General features: G+C 38.0%; 12 protein-coding genes. 5 read left to right on the top strand and 7 right to left on the bottom strand.

Features of this window, described 5'->3' with window-relative positions:
* Window positions 1-33: 33 nt before the first annotated feature.
* The 7 genes from BGO88_RS12210 to panC form a co-directional block, all read right to left on the bottom strand.
* Window positions 34-1251: a DUF3999 family protein gene (locus BGO88_RS12210; protein ID WP_286707052.1), complete on the bottom strand. Its 1218-nt coding sequence runs from the start codon at window positions 1249-1251 to the stop codon at window positions 34-36.
* The gene (locus tag BGO88_RS12205; protein ID WP_286707051.1) at window positions 1235-3526 is read right to left on the bottom strand and encodes a DUF2339 domain-containing protein; all 2292 of its coding nucleotides are present in this window, start codon (window positions 3524-3526) and stop codon (window positions 1235-1237) included. Before BGO88_RS12205 ends, BGO88_RS12210 begins: the two co-directional genes overlap by 17 nt.
* Before the next feature lie 53 nt (window positions 3527-3579).
* Window positions 3580-4944 carry a DNA repair protein RadA gene (radA, locus tag BGO88_RS12200; RefSeq protein WP_273238145.1) on the bottom strand — a complete coding sequence of 455 codons (1365 nt, stop codon included), beginning with the start codon at window positions 4942-4944 and terminating at the stop codon, window positions 3580-3582.
* Between the two features lie 4 nt (window positions 4945-4948).
* Complete coding sequence (locus tag BGO88_RS12195; RefSeq protein ID WP_056071582.1) at window positions 4949-6091, bottom strand: alpha/beta hydrolase; 1143 nt, start codon at window positions 6089-6091, stop codon at window positions 4949-4951.
* Between the two features lie 67 nt (window positions 6092-6158).
* Window positions 6159-7121, bottom strand: a complete 963-nt coding sequence (locus BGO88_RS12190; RefSeq protein WP_286707050.1) for a lysylphosphatidylglycerol synthase transmembrane domain-containing protein — start codon at window positions 7119-7121, stop codon at window positions 6159-6161.
* A gap of 7 nt (window positions 7122-7128) precedes the next feature.
* Complete coding sequence (gene panD, locus BGO88_RS12185) at window positions 7129-7479, bottom strand: aspartate 1-decarboxylase (protein WP_056071592.1); 351 nt, start codon at window positions 7477-7479, stop codon at window positions 7129-7131.
* Window positions 7480-7499: 20 nt separating this feature from the next.
* Window positions 7500-8348, bottom strand: a complete 849-nt coding sequence (panC, locus tag BGO88_RS12180; RefSeq protein ID WP_286707049.1) for a pantoate--beta-alanine ligase — start codon at window positions 8346-8348, stop codon at window positions 7500-7502.
* Window positions 8349-8455: 107 nt separating this feature from the next.
* On the opposite strand from panC, the gene BGO88_RS12175 reads away from it, so the two are divergent.
* The 5 genes from BGO88_RS12175 to BGO88_RS12155 all read left to right on the top strand — a co-directional run bounded on the left by BGO88_RS12175 (window position 8456) and on the right by BGO88_RS12155 (window position 17225).
* Entirely contained in the window at window positions 8456-9262 is an 807-nt protein-coding gene (locus BGO88_RS12175) for a glycogen/starch synthase (protein ID WP_286707048.1), read from the top strand.
* Window positions 9263-9281: 19 nt separating this feature from the next.
* Window positions 9282-10892, top strand: a complete 1611-nt coding sequence (bamH, locus tag BGO88_RS12170; protein WP_286707047.1) for a BamH family beta-barrel-assembly machinery protein — start codon at window positions 9282-9284, stop codon at window positions 10890-10892.
* Window positions 10893-10907: 15 nt separating this feature from the next.
* Window positions 10908-12752, top strand: a complete 1845-nt coding sequence (gene glmS / locus BGO88_RS12165) for a glutamine--fructose-6-phosphate transaminase (isomerizing) (RefSeq protein ID WP_286707046.1) — start codon at window positions 10908-10910, stop codon at window positions 12750-12752.
* Window positions 12753-12871: 119 nt separating this feature from the next.
* Window positions 12872-15679: a carboxypeptidase-like regulatory domain-containing protein gene (locus BGO88_RS12160; RefSeq protein ID WP_286707045.1), complete on the top strand. Its 2808-nt coding sequence runs from the start codon at window positions 12872-12874 to the stop codon at window positions 15677-15679.
* A 31-nt stretch (window positions 15680-15710) separates the two neighbouring features.
* Complete coding sequence (locus BGO88_RS12155; protein WP_286707044.1) at window positions 15711-17225, top strand: SGNH/GDSL hydrolase family protein; 1515 nt, start codon at window positions 15711-15713, stop codon at window positions 17223-17225.
* Window positions 17226-17319 lie beyond the last annotated feature (94 nt).

Here is a 17319-nt window from a genome sequence, read left to right as displayed (position 1 = left end):
ACGGTTGGTTCGGTAAAATTGCCACTAACATAATTATTCCCGGAGCATTTTAAGAGAATAAAACGCCATGGCCACAATAATAATTCCCATCAAAATCCAAAGCCAGATTTTATTTTCAAACAGGGGAGATTTTGTTTCGGTTTTAAATTCCGGATTTTGTTCTTCTTTTGAAACTGTAATTACAGATGGATTTTTTGGAATGTTTTCTTCAAAATTTTCAATATCATATTGCGGCTTTTCCGCTTTTTTATTCCCGTAAAACAAGCTGTAATTGCCTTTTTCCGTAAAACGGGCAATCAGGAAATAAATAGCGTTTTTAACTTCGACTCCTTGAATATCTAAGGGTTGGTTGTTATTATTTTCTATCGTGATTCTTAGTTTTTTTGCAAGAGTGTTGTCTATAGAAAATCCTTTTTTCTCTAAAGAACTCAATGTTCCTTGCGTAAGGATGTCGTAATTGTAATGCCATTTATCCTCGATTTTTACACTGTCGCGTAAAATTTCAATAGTGACCGGTCTGTAATAGTCAAAAGTGGTTCCTATGTTGATTTTTATTGACGAAACAGGAACTTTATGGGCTAATTCTACTTCAATTACAGACGTTTTTTTCTTTACATCTATGGTTTTTTTCAGGGTTTTGATAGTAGCAGTTTTAAAGCTGCCTTCTTCTTTTTGTTGTTCCCAGATTTTTGCTTCGGTTAGTTTTGGCTGTTCCGAAGCTTTTATTTTTATTCGGTAGAATTTATATTTTGAATCCGGAAAATCAACTTGGGTGAATTTATAATCGGTCTGGCTGTTTTTTATGGATAGAATACGGTAATCTTTTTGGATTAAAAACCATTCCGTTTGGTTGTTGCTTGCTTCCAAATCTAATTTCCAGTCAAAATTTTCCTGTTCAAAACCCAGTTTAATCTGGTTGATTTCTTTGGCCTGTAATAGTTCAAATGTATAGAAATAGTCAGCGTTTTTATTGGAAACATTGATTGTTTTAAATTGAATTGCAGTTTCAGAAATTCTGTCTGATGCTGTTTTTAAAATATAAGGTGTTTCCGTTTTATTATTTCCGAAGATTCTCACGTCAGAAAAATCAGGATTGAATTTATCAAAAGATTCTTCCGGCAGTATGATTTTATGCCAGGTTTCCGAAACATTTTCAAGTGTCCTCTTGTACTGAAAATCTTGTGTTTGCGAGAAAGATTTCAGGCATAAAAAAAGCATCAGGACCAATCCTATTTTATTTTTTGTCATCATCGAGAATCAGATGTTTGTATTTGTTATATAAAAACGAAATAATCAGAAGCAGAATACCAAGCGATACAAAAACAATTGTTTTTCGGATAGTATTTAGATGTACGATGTCATAGAAGAACAATTTTAATAATGTAATTCCAAAAAGAACGATGGCCAGAATCCGAAGGTGCTTTTTACTTTTCCAGATTCCGTAGCTGATAAGAATCAGTGAATAGCTTCCCCACAAAATGCTCAATCCAAGTTTGTTGTTTTCGTATATATTGAAAGCATTTAGCCAGATTAGCATTTCGGCACTTAAAATCCAGATTACTAAAATAGAAAAGAAGATGTCGAAAAGCATCCTGTTTTTTTCCTGCCTGTTTATAAAATAGATGTAGATTCGATAGACAAAAATTGCCAGAACCAATAACGAAATATAATGGGCGATTATGCCAAAAAATCCTGTGGAGGCGTAGTCTGCCGGATTCATATAACTATGTATCAGACTCGCCTGAGCGAATAGTCCTGTCGAAATAAAAAGGAACAATGTAAGGCCCGAAATCACCAATGTTGTGATTTCTAAAGCAGTATTTCTGATTTTCTTTTCAATTGCAAAGAAGATAGCTGAAAGGTATAAAAGCGTGAAATTTAAGACCCAGACAGTTTTATAATCCATGAATTTCTCATTATAGAGTGTATATCTCTCCACATAGCCATTTCCACTTGTGTCTGCTTTTGAAGTCAGGTATTGTAACTCCCAGTAGTTGCTGATTTCCATTTGAATTGCCTTATAAAGCACAAACAGGAAGACTCCAGGCACAAAATAATTCATGAGCAATACATCAAACTTTAGTTTGGTATTTTCTTCTTCTCTAAATTTTCTTTGGAAGTAGAAGATAAATCCAAATGCTGCAACAAATAAAAGGGAGTTCAGGAAGTCCGCATTGAAAACAGGCGTTGCATTCCTGTAATTCCACCAATCTTCTATGAGGCTGAAAAAAGCCAGAATCATTACCACATAAGAGAGTTTTTCGTAAAGCGGTACTTTTTTACTTCTCCCAAGCCAGAAGAGTAAGGTTGCCTGAAATGCCCAGGCCAGGGTGACCCACTGTCCGTTTAACTGGATTGGAACTGCTATGGTAATGAATGTCAAGACCAGACCCAATATCAAATAAAAGAGACTTTTGTCGCCTAATTTTTTCTTATAGATAAGCGTACTCACGCCAAAATGGATGATGGCATTCAAAAGTGTAAATATTCCCAAATAATTTGTGGCAACCGTATGTTCATTTAAGATTGCAATACCGATACCGTAGAATATAAAAGAGTTTGAAAGAACAGAAAAGATGTCTTTTGCTTCGTAGATTTCTTTTTTTATCAGTTTGTAAGATAAAAATGCGGTATAGAAAATAGCAAAGAAAATGAACAGGAAAGTCAGCCCGATATTGAAGTGTAAACTGACATTGAAGCTCGAAAAATACCAGCTGGCAAAAATCAGCCAGGTGGCAAAAAAGGAAGTCAGGTTAAGCAATCGCCAATATTTTTTGAAAGCTATAATCAGTATTCCGATGTTGATTAGCGTCATGTACGAAAACAGAACCAATACCTTTCCGGAACCGTCACTTAATAAAAATGGTACGGAATAGGCACCCACTAGTCCAATAATGGCAATGACCTGTTGGTCGTATTTCAGAGCCGCAAATACAGTGAAAATCGTAAAGATTACCATGACTATGAAAGCCAACGATTGGGGCATTAAGCCATATAAACTATAAGCAAGAAACGTAATAAAATACATAATTGCCATAGAGCCGCTTAGCAAGACAGCGCTAAAGCTTTCAAATTTCTTTTTTAATTTCAGGGCAAAGCCCAATAATCCGAGTCCCATGAGGTAACCCAAAATGATTCGGGTCAGTGGACTTATCAATTCGTTGTCGATGGCATATTTGGCACCAATTCCAACTCCAATTATTAGCACAAGAACCCCGATTTTATTAATCAGATTCTCGCCAATAAATTTTTCCCAGTTGGATGGTTTTTTGATTTTTGGCTCCGGTCTTGCGGCAATAGGTTTTGGAACAACACGGATATCCTGCTGTACTCTTGGCTTTTCAGGAATTGGTTTTTCCTCTGTATAGGAAACTCTTTCGACTTTAGGAGCAGAAAAAGTTTCCGGCTGTAGTAATTCTATTTCTTTTTTCAGGTCTGAAATTTCCTTTTGAAAGCTGTCCTGTCTTTTGATTAGAAAATCCAGTTTCTGATGAAGCAGGTTGATTCTGTCTTGATTGTCGCTCATAAGTTTCGGATTATATCTTTTAAAGATATATAAAAAATGATAACATTTTGTTGTTATCCAAACAATTCGCTTACGACATCTTCAATTTTTGAAACGAGACGGATTTTTATAAAAGTATTTTTAAGGGTGATTTTATTGTATTTTGAAACAAATATGGTTGAAAATCCTAGTTTTTCAGCCTCCTGAATTCTTTGGTCTACGCGATTGACGGGACGTATTTCACCAGAAAGGCCCACTTCGCCTGCAAAACAAAAATCTTTTCCAACAGGAATGTCTTCGTTAGAGGAAAGTATGGAAGCTACAACGGCCAGGTCAATAGCCGGGTCGTCTACGGAAATGCCACCGGTGACATTCAAAAAAACATCTTTGGCACCGAGTCGGAATCCGGCCCTTTTTTCAAGTACGGCCAAAATCATGTTGAGTCGTTTGGCATTATATCCTGTAGTACTGCGCTGCGGTGTTCCATAAACTGCAGTGCTTACCAATGCCTGAATTTCTATCATTAAAGGACGCATTCCCTCCAGCGTGGTTGCAATTGCGGTTCCGGAAAGTTCTTCTTCTTTGTGAGAAATTAAAATTTCTGACGGATTCGAGACTTCTCTCAATCCGGTGCCTTGCATTTCATAGATTCCCAATTCGGCGGTTGAGCCAAAACGGTTTTTGAGTGAACGCAATATTCTGTAAATATGATTCCTGTCGCCTTCAAACTGCAGGACGGTATCCACCATGTGCTCCAGGATTTTTGGACCGGCAATATTTCCGTCTTTTGTAATGTGTCCAATCAGAATAACCGGAACATTTGATTCTTTGGCAAACTTTATCAGCTCTGCCGTAGTCTCGCGAATTTGTGAAATGCTTCCTGCAGAAGATTCGATATAATCTGTATGAAGCGTTTGTATGGAATCGATGATTACGATTTCAGGTTCAATGGCTTCAATCTGTTTGAAAATATTCTGCGTTTTTGTTTCGGTAAGGATATAGCAGTTGTCATTTAAAGGATTAATCCTTTCTGCCCGCATTTTTATCTGTTTCTGGCTTTCTTCTCCGGAAACGTATAAGGTTTTGTAAGGCAGTTTTAGAGAAATTTGCAACAACAGTGTGCTTTTCCCTATTCCGGGTTCGCCACCTAAAAGAATCAGCGACCCTGGAACAATTCCACCGCCCAGAACGCGGTTTAGTTCGCCGTCTCTGGTGTCAAGTCGTATTTCTTCGGCACTGTCAATTTCATGGATTAATAAAGGTTTTGACACTCTTTTTGAATCCGCTGAAACCGTACTTCTCCAATCCTTTTTGTCTTCTTTCTGTATTATTTCTTCGGCGATAGTATTCCATTCCTTACAGGAATTGCATTGGCCCTGCCATTTAGAATATTGGGCGCCGCAGTTTTGGCAGAAAAAAGTCGTTTTTATTTTTGACATAGAATTATTTGCTCTTCATTTCGTCTGCTTTTTCAAGCATCATATCTTTTGTTAGGTCGCCAATTTCATTTTTAGTATAGGCATTTTGATATGATTTGAATGCCTTTTTGAAATCTCCCGTATGTTCATACATCATTCCCAGTTCATAATCTGCCAGCATGGATTTTGGATAGCTCTTTTTGGCAAGGCCGGATAATTTTTCGAATTCGGCATAAGCCTTGTTTTTTAAGATGGCAGCTTCAATCGCTTTAAAATCATTGACGCGGATAGGCATTTTTATTCCTAATGATTTTTCAATAATCTCATATTTGTTTGCCAGATAATCTACATAGCCGCCAGGAAGTGTTGCAATTTTTTCCTGAAATTCTGTAGTAGAAATAGGCTGGTATGCCGAGAAAATCTGGTACAGGGCATTCGGAATAGCATAAGGTACCAGTGAATAGTGTGTTGCGTTCTTGAACTCGTCAAAACGGTAGTTAAGATTAGGATTGCCTACTTTTTTTATGTTTTCGTCCAGGTCTTTGATTCTTTTCTGCATTTTTTTCAAATCACCGTCGGCAGTAGCCAGATAATAAAAAATAGGCTGTTTGAAAAAGGCCAGTCTTTCTGCAATTCGGGTTTCCATTTCAGGAGCAAATTCCGGGCTAAGGGAAATATAGGCGTTAAACAGCGGTTGGTCTTTATAAAGGTAAAAGTTTAAAAAACCGGCAGTAGTATCATGTCCTGCAATAACTCTAAACGGGGCGATTCGGTATTTTTTCTCCAGAGCAGGAATCAGTTCAGAACCTATGAACTCATAGAAACGGGAACCGCCTTCTTCCGGAAGTCCGCTTTCTTTGTCGAACTGGCTGTCAACAAACCGTTCTCCTTTTTTATTCTGGCTGATACCAACCATTATGACAGGCGGCAGGTCGTCCCAATAATTAGAGTAGGATAAAGTACCGTTAAAAGCGTCAAAAAGATATTCGCCATCCAAAAGAATCACAAGTGGAAATTTTCTATCCGGTTCTTTTTCATAGGCTGGAGGAAGTGAAATAGTAATCTGACGTGTACCGTTGAGTTTTTCTGATTTTACTTCTTCAATGCTTTTTTGGGCAAACAGGCTAAAAGAAAAAATACAAAAAGCAGTGGTAATGAAATTCTTCATTCGTAAGAGTTTTAGGGTTTCGTTAGTTGAGACGGAAGAGCCTCTAATAGGAAAGCAAGATAGTAATTTATTTTTTCCTATTCAGAATAGGCAAAAGCAAAAAAGAAAGCCCTCCTAAAATAATTATCTGAACGGTTTGTGAAGTCCATATAATCCAGCCAAAAGCAGTTCCTGCCTCTTTTGGTACGCCATATAAGGCTAAGATACCGGCAATTAGTACCGGGAAAACACCAAACCCGCCGTTTGAAAATGAAATAGCCAGACTTCCTATTACGAAAGCTGTTACGACCACACCAAAGCTAATGCCGCTTGTTTCTTCCAAAGCAAAAATGGCCGTGTAAAAAGTCAAAACGTAGGCCAGCCATATAATGGTAGTATAGAACAAGAAAGGCCATTTTTTTTCCATTTTCCATACGCTGAAAAGCCCTTCTGTTAATCCGGAAATTTTTCCTTTAATCATCAGAATCCATTTTGATTTTGAATAAATAAAAAGAAGGATGGCTGAAAGGAAAACTACAAAGGCGATAATTCCGTAAACTAATAATTTTTCTACCGGAATGGTGTTCAGAAGGAAAGTCTTTAATATGTCAAACTGCAACAGGACGGCTGTTGCAATAAACAGCAAAAGAATTATAAAATCGATAACCCTTTCGGCAATAATACTGCCAAATGCCTTGTCAAAAGGAATATCTTCATATTTTTTCAAAACAAGAGCCCTTGAAACTTCTCCGGACCTCGGGATTGTCATATTCATAAAATAAGCAACCCAGACAGCCATGAAGTTATTTTTAAACGGAGAATGGTATCCCATGTGTTCCAGCATGAATTTCCATCTGTAGGCTCTTGCTGCGTGGCTGATGAATCCGAAAATTAAGGCAATAAAAATATAAGTGTAATCAGCATTCCTGAAATAGCTTTTCATTTCTTCCAGTTGTTCAGGAGTAAACGAATTATAGGTATATATAGTCAAAAAAACTCCCAATAAAATTGGGAGAAGTATGGATAATGTTTTGCTGATTTTTTTTCTCAAAAGTTTTCTAAGTTAAGGAGTTGTCCTTTTCGTTAGGGAAAACCAGTGTAGGCTTAAAGGTTTTTGCTTCCTCAAAATCTAAAATTCCGTAAGAAATAATGATGATGATGTCGCCTTTTTGTACCATTCTTGCCGCAGGGCCATTTAGGGTGATTTCGCCGCTGTTTCTGTTTCCTTTAATGGCATAAGTTTCTAATCGGGCGCCATTATTGATATTGACGATAGAAACCTTTTCTCCTTCAATAATATTAGAAGCTTCCATCAACGCTTCGTCGATTGTAATGCTTCCTATGTAGTTTAAATCTGCTCCAGTCACCATAACACGGTGAATCTTGGACTTAACAACTTGAATTTGCATGATGCAAAGGTAATTATTTTTTAATTCAATGAAATATTATCTATCAGACGGATACTGTTAATGAACACAGCAATGAAAGCGCGGTATTTTTTAGCATTGTCTTTTTTGCCTATTGGCAATAATTGCTCCTCGTCAGCAATCTGGAAATATTCCAGTCGGAATTCCGGATTTTTTTCAAAAACGCTTTCTACCCAATCGGTAATTTCTTTTGCACTTTCCGTGCCAAACTTTTCTTTGGCAGTTTTTAATGTCTTGTATATCAGGGAAGAATCTTCTTTTTGTTGGGAGGTAAGTCTTTCGTTTCTGGAGCTCATGGCAAGTCCGTTAGACTCTCTGTATATAGGGCATCCAATAACATTTACCGGCATTTGGTGTTTTTCGACCATTTTTTTTACAATCTGAAGCTGTTGGAAATCTTTTTCTCCAAAATAGGCATTGGTCGGGTTTACGATTTCGAAAAGCCGTTTCACAATTGTGCCGACACCGTCAAAATGTCCGGGCCTGTGCTTGCCTTCCATCTGGTTTTCGAGTCCATCGAAATCAAAAGCCTTTGCTGTGGTATTGCCTTCGTAGATGTCCTCTACGCTTGGGGCAAAAATGATGACATCCTTACTGACAGTTTCAATTTTTTGGGTGTCCTTTTCCAGAGTTCTTGGATATTTTTCAAGGTCTTCAGGGTTGTTAAATTGTGTCGGATTTACAAAAATACTGACAACCGTTACCTGATTTTCTGTAAGTGATTTTTCAATCAGTGACAAATGTCCTTGGTGTAGCGCACCCATTGTCGGGACAAATCCAATAGTCGTATTTTCTTTAGTAACCGACCTTAAATGTTTTTTGAGATCTTCCTGTCTGTTGAAAATGAGCATCAGCTTAAGATTAAATTGAATGCAAACTTACCATTTTTGTTAATAACTGCATAAATTTTTGTAATTTTGCATGTTTTTATATGCTATAAATAAAAGTTCAAAACAATATGGAGGATAAGAGGATATTGTATGTATCATCTGAGGTAGTGCCTTATTTGGCTGAAAATGAAGTGTCTATAATGTCGTATGACGTTCCGAAAATGATTAATGATCAGGGAGGACAGATTAGGATTTTTATGCCACGTTATGGAAACATAAACGAAAGAAGGCACCAACTGCATGAAGTTATAAGACTTTCAGGAATGAATCTGGTAGTGAATGATTTAGACATGCCATTGATTATTAAGGTAGCCTCTATACCAAAAGAAAGAATCCAGGTTTATTTCATCGATAATGATGAATATTTCAAACGAAAGGCAACTTTTACAGACGAAGAAGGTGTTTTATATCCTGACAATGATGAAAGGGCCATCTTTTTTGCAAAAGGAGTCGTGGAAACAGTTAAAAAACTGAATTGGGTGCCGGATATTATCCATGTACATGGCTGGTTGGCCGGAATGCTTCCAATCTACATGAAGCATTATTATAAAGATGAGGCTCTCTTTTCTGAAACAAAAATAGTAACCTCTGTTTACAGCCAGGGTTTTGATGGGAATCTGGATATGGAGATGATGAAAAAAGTGGCCTTTGATGGGATTCCAAACGAGTCCATTGAATATCTGGCAGAACCTAACTATGAAAATGTACTTAAGGCATCTATAATGCACTCAGATGCAGTGATAATAGCCTCCGAAGACCTTTCTTCAAGTTTAACAAAATTTATAGAATCATCGGGAAAACCTTTTTTACCTTTCGCCACGAAAGATAAGTTTGCAGAAGCTTATACTAATTTCTATAGAAATCAAGTTTTATAAAAAACATTCAAAAAAAATTATGCTTAATAATTCGACTTTTAAGAAGCTTCTTTTTCTTATCGTGGGTACCGGTTTTCTGATTTCGTGTGATAGCGAATACAATTCTATAGGTGCTGATATTGTAGACGACAACGATCATTTTGGATTTATAAAAAATGATGGAGCGTCAATTGTGGCTTTTAACCAAAAAACAAATGCCGTGCAATCCAATAACCTTCCTGTGAATCCTTTAGGGGTTTTTAACAATGGTATTTTTGGAAAAACCACTGCCAATTTTGTGACACAGGTAGAATTAAAAAGCGAAAATCCGACTTTCAGAGAAGTTCCAAGCGTAGATAAAATAAAATCTGTCGTTTTGAATGTTCCTTATTTTGCAACCTATCTTGAAACCGGAACCGATGGAAGTAATAAGTATGAGTTGGATTCGATATATGGAAATATTGAGAATAAATTAAAGCTCAAAGTTTATGAAAACGGATACTACTTAAGGGATTTTGATCCTAATGGTGGATTTGTTGATGCTCAGAAATTCTATTCCGATCAAAATGCAGTTTTTAATAATGCGAAAGGACAGCAATTGAACGATTCAGAGCTTGTTGAGCAAAATGATCTTTTTGCTTTCAGTCCGGCTGAGCATGTAACCCAGCAGGAAGGTGGAAAGGTCTTGAGAGAAGTGCCTAGTATGAGACTTGACCTAAACAAACAGTTTTTTTATAATAAGCTTATTGCCGGAAGTAGTAATCTGGTTAATAACAACGTATTTAAAAACCATTTTAGAGGTCTGTATTTCCAGGTAGAAGAGATTAATGGAAGTGCCATGTCAATGCTGGATTTTTCCAAAGGAACAATCACCATGACTTATGAAGATAAGAAGATAAAAATCGTAAATGGTGAAGAAGTAGATGATGGTGTTCAGGAAAAAACAATTGTTCTTAATTTAAAAGGGAATACGGTAAGTTTATTGGATTATACCCCTACAGCTGCGAGTCAGACTTATGATAATGTGGTGGCGAACCCTGTTTCAGGCGATCAAAAGCTTTATCTAAAAGGAGGTAATGGTTCTGTAGCGATGATTGATTTGTTTGGTGGAGGAAATTCAGCAGAATTGGAAGCTTTGAGAGCGCAGGCAATATCTGGAAACTGGCTTATTAATGAAGCAAATCTGGTATTTTATGTTGACCGACCTGTCATGCTGAATAATTTTGAGCCCAATAGGATTTACGTCTATAACGCAAAGGATAACCGCCCATTAACAGATTATCTTTTTGATGTTACAATCAACGGAGCGAAACCGAAATATGCAAAAAGGATTTTTGGTGGAATCGCAAAACTAACGGGCAAAGCCGGAGATAATGATAGAAGAACAATCCAATATAAAGTAAGGATTACGGAACATATCAAAAATGTCCTGTTTAAAGATTCAACAAACGTGCGTCTGGGTGTTGCCGTTACAGAAGATATTTCAAAATCGACAAGCATGTCTTTAAGAACGCCTCAAACGGCTTTTACTAAAGTGCCCCTTTCTTCGGTGATGAATCCATTAGGAACTGTGCTGTATGGAACAGCTCCTGTACCTTCAAACGAAGACAAGCGACTAAAGCTTGAGATTTATTATACCAAGCCTAACTAATAATAAGATAGAACTATGTGTGGAATTGTTGGATATATAGGTCATAGGGATGCCTATCCTATAATTATTAAAGGATTAAAGAGATTAGAATACAGAGGTTACGATAGTGCGGGGATTATGCTTTATGATGGCGAATCCATGAAAGTAGCTAAAACCAAAGGTAAAGTTTCTGATCTGGAACAAAAAGCCAAAGAAATTACCATAAACGGAAATATAGGAATAGGACACACGCGTTGGGCAACTCATGGTGTTCCAAATGATGTAAACTCTCACCCGCATCTTTCTAATTCAGGAGATTTGGTAATCATCCATAACGGAATCATAGAAAATTATGAGCCTTTAAAAAAGGAGTTAATTAACAGAGGATACGTTTTTAAATCCGATACAGATACGGAAGTATTGGTTAATCTTATTGAAGACGTACAGAAAAAAGATAACCTTAAATTAGGGAAAGCAGTTCAGATTGCCTTGAATCAGGTGGTAGGAGCTTATGCTATTGCTGTTTTTGATGTTAAAAAACCGGATGAAATTGTGGTTGCCCGTTTGGGAAGCCCTTTAGCGGTTGGTATTGGCGAAGATGAGTATTTTATTGCTTCAGATGCTTCTCCGTTTATCGAATATACATCCAACGCAATTTATCTTGAAGATGAAGAAATGGCCATCGTCAGAAAAAATAAATCGATTAAGGTAAGAAAGATTAAAGACGATTCATTGGTAGATCCTTATATTCAGGAATTACAGATGAACCTTGAGCAAATAGAAAAAGGAGGCTATGAGCATTTTATGCTTAAAGAAATCTATGAGCAACCAAGTGTAATTAAGGATACTTACAGAGGAAGGCTTTTGGCTAACAAGGGAATCGTTCAGATGGCCGGTGTCGAAGACAATATTGAAAAATTCCTCAATGCAGAAAGAATCATTATTGTGGCTTGCGGAACTTCATGGCATGCAGGATTGGTTGCTGAATATATTTTTGAGGAATTTGCAAGAATCCCGGTTGAAGTGGAATATGCTTCTGAATTCAGATACAGAAACCCAATCATCAATCCTAAAGATGTGGTCATTGCTATTTCCCAATCTGGTGAGACGGCAGATACGCTAGCGGCAATCAAGCTGGCAAAAGAAAAAGGAGCATTTGTCTTTGGAGTATGCAACGTAGTAGGTTCGTCTATTTCGCGTGAAACGCATGCAGGTGCTTATACCCATGCAGGACCGGAAATTGGGGTTGCTTCTACAAAAGCATTTACAACCCAGATTACAATCCTTACATTAATATCGCTTCGTCTTGCTAAGGCAAAAGGAACGATGTCTAATTCAGATTTCCATAGGTATCTTCAAGAATTGGAAGTTATTCCTGAAAAAGTAGCAGAAGCATTGGAAACAAATGATATTGCTAAAACTATTGCGTCAATTTATAAAGATGCTCCAAACTGCCTTTATCTGGGAAGAGGTTATAATTTTCCGGTGGCATTAGAAGGTGCCTTAAAGCTAAAAGAGATATCTTACATTCATGCAGAAGGCTATCCGGCTGCAGAAATGAAACACGGCCCAATTGCTTTGATTGATGAAAAAATGCCGGTTATTATTGTAGCTCCAAAACAAGGGCATTATGATAAAGTGGTGAGCAATATTCAGGAAATCAAATCACGAAGCGGAAAGATTATAGCGGTAGTTACAAAAGGAGACACTCAGGTGAAGGAATTGGCAGATCACGTTATCGAAATACCGGATACTGCAGAGGCTTTAACTCCTTTGTTGACAACAATTCCTTTGCAGCTTTTATCTTACCATATTGCCGTAATGAGAGGCTGTAATGTAGACCAACCACGAAACTTAGCGAAATCAGTAACTGTGGAATAGTCAATTTTTTGTGTAAAAAATTATCAAAAGCGAGAAAATTTCTCGCTTTTTTTATTGATACCATGCATGCATATTAAATTTATTTGTAATTTGGCGATATAAACTAACAAATTCAAACCATGAGAGTGTATCTTATTATTTTGTCATTGCTTTTCTGCGGAGTAGCCTTTGCCCAGAATTCAATTTCAGGAGTTGTTACTGATGAGACCAATCAGCCACTTCCCGGAGTAAGCGTTAAGGTAGTTGGAGAGTCAACAGCCTCAATTACGGATGTTGAGGGGAAGTTCCTGCTCAAGCCAACAAAACAGCCCCCGTATATGGTTGAGATTTCGAGTGTTGGCTATGCCACACAAACTATCGAAGTCAAGACATCAGGACAAAAATTAGAAGTGCAGCTTTTGAGTCAGGATATCAATCTTGATGAAATAGTAGTGTCGGCTTCCAGAACACCGGAAAGAATCTTGGAATCGCCTGTAACCATTGAAAGAATGGGAATCAAGGATGTCAAGAATACTTCTTCGGCAACTTTCTATGATGGTTTGGAAAACCTGAAAGAGGTTCATTTTAACACCAGCAGTTTGTCATTCAAATCAATCAACACCAGAGGATTTGCCACAGTTGCCAACACCCGTTTCATGCAGTTGGTTGATGGAATGGATAACTCTTCACCGGCTTTGAACTTTGTTTTAGGAAACCTGATTGGTCTTTCTGAGCTTGATGTGCAAAGCGTTGAATTACTTCCAGGAGCTTCTTCGGCTTTGTATGGTGCAAATGCTTTTAACGGAATCTTGTTTATGAATAGCAAAAGCCCATTTGATTATGAAGGGATAAGCGTTTATGCAAGATATGGTAAAACCAACCAAAAACTGGCAGGAACAAACGATTACTATGACTTTGGTATTCGTGCTGCCCATAAGTTTTCAGATTATTTTGCAGCCAAAGCCAATTTCACTTACCTAAAAGCTACCGAGTGGATTGCAGGTGATGAAAGAAGTATGACAAATGGTGGTCTTGGTCATGGAATCAACCAAAACTATGACGGTTTGAATATTTATGGTGATGAGGTAACTACATTTATTCCAAACGTAGGACAAGTAAGCAGAACCGGTTATTATGAAGAAGATATTAATGATAACTCTATTGAAAGCGTAAAAGCGGATTTCTCATTGCATGTAAAACCGATGAAAGATGACTTCGAGATAATCCTGCAACATAAAGTGGGTATCGGAAGTACTATTTATCAGGGAGCTAACAGATACAGGCTGGAAGATTTCATCATGCAGCAGAGTAAACTGGAAGTTAAAAACAGAAATTTCTTTGTTAGAGCTTATATGACTACAGAAGATGCCGGTAACTCATACGATATGCGTTTTGCGGCATGGAATGTAAACAGGGCATGGAAAACAGACCAGGAGTGGTTCACTAATTATGCAACGGCATATCAATTGTCAAGTGCTGTTATGGGTGCAAGTACAACCCAGGCTGCCGGAATCGCAAGACAATATGCAGATTATAACCAATTGCCAGCAGCGTTAGTTGGCTTGCCTCAGTTTGCTACACAGCCAACGGGAGGTCCAAGATATATGCCGGGATCGCCAGAGTTCAATAATGCATTGGCAACTGTAATCCAAAATCCGGACCTTACAAAAGGAGCGAAATTTATTGACCAGTCACAATTGTACCATGTAGATGGAAACTACAATTTCAAAGAAATTATACAATTTGCGGAAATTCAGGTAGGGGGTTCTTTCAGAAAATATAAATTGGATTCTCAGGGAACTATCTTTACGGATTTTGACGGGCCAATCAAATATGATGAATACGGTATCTATACGCAGGTTCAGAAGAAATTTATGGATGACCGTTTGAAATTTACAGGGTCAATCCGTTACGATAAATCACAGAACTTTGACGGACAATATTCTCCAAGAATCTCTTTCGTATATTCTGCAGGAGAAAGAAAAAATCACAATTTCAGAGTGTCTTTCCAGACAGGTTTCAGAAACCCGACAACTCAGGATCAATACATCGGATTGGATTTAGGGCCATTTGCATTGGTAGGTTCTGCTGAGGATAACTTAGACCGTTATGTGGAAACTATGAATGTAAGTGCTGCGGGTCAGGCTTTAGGAGCTCCGGCTACCGTTACTTTGTCTGGTAGAGATGCCTACAATTCAAATGTATATTCAGTGCCTTCAGTTCAGGCATTTGCATTATCGCAAAATCCTGCAGATTTGGAGATTGTAAATATTAAGTTAGTAAAACCTGAGCAGGTAAAAGCATTTGAAGTAGGATATAAGTCGGTTACAGATAATGGTATTGCTGTTGATTTGAATGCTTACTATAATATTTATAATGATTTCATGAGTACTTCCCGTGTTATCCGTCCTTATTACGGAACAGTTGGTTCTGATTTGTCAGACCAGAATGTTCTTCTAGGTTTGCAGGCATTGTCTAATGGTGACCGTAGAGTATACCAGGTCTATACAAATACTACAGAAAATGTAAATTCTTTTGGTTTTGGTGTGGGACTGTCTAAGAAAATCTACAAAGATTTTGAATTTGGAATCAACTACAACCATGCTCAGTTTGATTTCGACCAGGCAAAAGATCCTTCTTTTATAGCAGGTTTCAACACGCCTAGACATAGAGTAAAGGCTTCTCTTGGAAATCAGAACCTGTTCAAGAATTTCGGGTTTAACCTGAATGCAAGATGGAGTGACGAATATCTTTGGCAATCTTCTTTTGCTGACGGTATGATTCCGGCGGTAACGGTATTTGATGCTCAGATGAACTATGCGGTTCCGTCTATGAAATCAGTATTTAAAATAAGTGCGTCGAACCTTTTCGGAAATGATTACCTACAGGTAATTGGAGCCGGAAGAATCGGGCAGCAGTATTTAGTTTCTTGGATTATCAATCCATAAAAATCAAGGCTAACGTTATAAAAATACAATTATGATAAAAAATTTCAAATGGCTGCTCTTGGCTTCGTTGAGCTTGGGTATTGCCTGTTCAGATGACGATTCTGATTCTACGGGAAATGTTCCTGTTTCGCCGGGATCAGCTGATTTTTCAAAATATGTTGCGTTAGGAGATTCTTTCGCTGCGGGTTATAGTGATAATGCTCTTTTTAAGAGAGGTCAGGAAAACTCGTATCCTAGCTTTTTGGCGCAGCAATTTGCGTTAGTGGGTGGAGGAAATTTTTCCGTGCCTTTTATGGTTGATAATGTTGGGGGATTTTCAATGGGAGGAAATCAAGTGCCTCAATTTCCTACAAGATTATATTTTAATGGAGTTGGGCCTGTAAACGTTTCCGGTGTTTCGGGGACTTCAATTACGGACCAGCTCTCAGGAACGTTTAATAACCTGGGCGTTCCGGGGGCTAAAAGTTTCCACTTAACGGCAGCAGGATATGGGGCTGCAAATCCTTATTTCGGAAGATTTGATTCTTCGGCCTCTGCTTCTGTTATTGGCGATGCCGTGGTTCAAAATCCGACTTTCTTTTCATTATGGATTGGAGGGAATGATGTGTTGAGCTATGCTACTTCCGGCGGTGTTGGAGTTAATAGAACAGGTAATCTGAATCCTTCAACATATGGGCCAAATGATATTACTGATCCAACAGTTTTTGACAATGTATACAACGGATTGGTAAATGCCTTGACGGCAAATGGAGCTAAAGGAGTTGTAGCAAACCTTCCATACATTAATACGCTTCCATATTTCACCACTGTTCCTTATAACCCTGTTCCATTAGATGCGGCAACGGCCAATCAGCTGAATACTCAATTGCTTGGGCCTGTTAAGCAGATATTGACGGCATATGGACAGGGAGATCGTATTGCGACTTTGGCGGCAGGAACTTCAAATCCACTGCTAATCAAAGACGAGTCGCTGGTTGACTATTCGGTTCAGATTACTACAGCTCTGGTAGGTGCCGGCGTACCTGCTCCACAAGCAGGATTAATGGGTAGCTTGTACGGACAGGCACGACATGCAAAAAAACTGGCCAATGGAAGTTTCGTAGATTATATTTTATTGCCAACCCGTACAATCATTGGGACCCCGCAGGCAGGAGTGCCTGCTCCGTTTAATACGGTAGGAGTTACATATCCGCTGCAGGATGGGAATGTATTGACCAATGCTGAGGTTGGAGAGGTAAAAGTAGCTACTGATGCCTACAATGCTACAATTAAAAATGTAGCAGAAGCCAAAGGTTTGGCAATGGTTGACACAAAAGCAATAATGGCGCAGTTGTTGAATGGAGGAATTCGTTTTGGGAACTATCATTTGACTGCGACTTATGTAACTGGAGGAGCTTTCTCTTTAGACGGGGTTCACCCTTCGGCAAGAGGTTATGCATTTATAGCAAATGAGTTTCTTAAAGCTATAGAAGCTACCTATGGAGCCTCTATACCTGAAATTAATATAGGGAATTATCCAATTCAGTATCCGCAGACTCTGAATTAAAATAAATTTCCAGATATAAAAGCCATTATGTGAAAGCATAATGGCTTTTTTTCGTTTTTGGAATTCTGCATACTTGTTGTCGTAATATTCGTTA

The organism is Flavobacterium sp. 38-13 (assembly GCF_001899155.1).
In the GTDB taxonomy this organism is placed as follows: domain Bacteria; phylum Bacteroidota; class Bacteroidia; order Flavobacteriales; family Flavobacteriaceae; genus Flavobacterium; species Flavobacterium lindanitolerans.
The sequence above is the reverse complement of the archived record's forward strand: the minus strand, read 5'-3'. Positions and strand labels throughout refer to the sequence as shown.